At 68.7% G+C, this 1,225-nt stretch carries 1 protein-coding gene; it reads left to right on the forward strand.

Annotated elements, in window-relative coordinates; genetic code table 11:
• Positions 1–274 precede the first annotated feature (274 nt).
• Positions 275–1,225, forward strand: a 951-nt coding sequence (locus tag LPA54_RS32665; RefSeq protein WP_228984388.1) for an extracellular solute-binding protein, incomplete at its 3' end; no start/stop codon positions are given.

A 1,225-nucleotide genomic window follows, 5' to 3' on the forward strand; every position in this document is an offset into this window, starting at 1 on the left:
CTCGGATCGTTTCGGCGACGTACGGCGCATGTTCACGGTCACCTACAACTCCTCAGCTGCGCCCGGGGGATACGACTACGCCCGGATCACTGTCAGGGCTCGGTGATGACGCGCCATGATGTTCTTACTGATCGTTTCAGAATGAGTTGAGCTGCTGGTCTTGCGCTCGGCGATCTTGGTCGGCAGTGTGTCCGGGATGCGTGCTCCCGACCCGTGGGCCCAGGGCTGGCACCGACAGCGGCGGCCACAATGAGCAGGCGACCGGTTTGACGGCTTGGGGGAATGGCATGCTGACGGGGATCGTGATCGACGCGCTGGATGCCGTGCGTATGGACCGTTTCTGGTTGGATGCGACGCGAGGCCAGATGGGCGGCCTGCAACTGCGGTTCGTGCCGACCGCGAAGCCGACTCGAACCGACTCCACATCGACCTGGCCGGGGGGCCGGACTGGCAGGCCGAGGTGGCGCGCCTGCTCACACTCGGTGCGACGCAGGTCGACATTGGCCAGGGGGACGTCCCATGGGACGTGCTGGCCGACCCGGAGGGCAACGAGTTCTGCGTGCTGCGTCCTGGTCACCCCGGCGTGCTCGCCGACTCCGGCCTCGTCGCGATCTGCCTCGACGTCGCGGAGGAGGACCGCTACGCACAGTGGGCCTTCTGGCAGTCCCAAGCCGACTGGCACGCGGTCGAGTCCCACGACTGGGGTCTCCGGTTGCGCCGGAGTCCCGCCAGTACGGTCTCGCTGGTGATGGGGCCGCCGGCGGCGCCGAAGGAAGCGCGGAACAGGCTGCGGCTGGAGGTCACCCAACGCGACTGGGAACCCGGCGAGTTCCTCGACGCCCTCAAGGCGATCCGGGCGAAGACCGACGCGGTGCCGTACTACACCAACTTCAAGGACATGTGGCCGCTGACCCAGTGGACCAACGTCAACGGCTCCGTCAGCTGCGACACCCGGGCCACCACCAGGCTCGCCGAGGGCGACCCGTGGGCCGAGGGCGCCGACCTGCGCGTGGGCGACACCCTGCTCCACGACATCGTGCGCGGCGGACTCGCGGAGAAGGACCCGACGACCACCAACTGGGAGGCGTCCAAGCCCCGCCTCGCCAAGGGCGAGATCGCCACCATGTGGCTGGGCTCCTGGGCCGTCGTGCAGATGCGGGACGCCGCGGAGCAGGCCGGCGCCGATCCGGCCGACATCGGCCTCATGCCGTTCCCCGTCCGGAAC

The organism is Streptomyces sp. DH12 (assembly GCF_020873895.1).
In the GTDB taxonomy this organism is placed as follows: Bacteria; Actinomycetota; Actinomycetes; order Streptomycetales; family Streptomycetaceae; genus Streptomyces.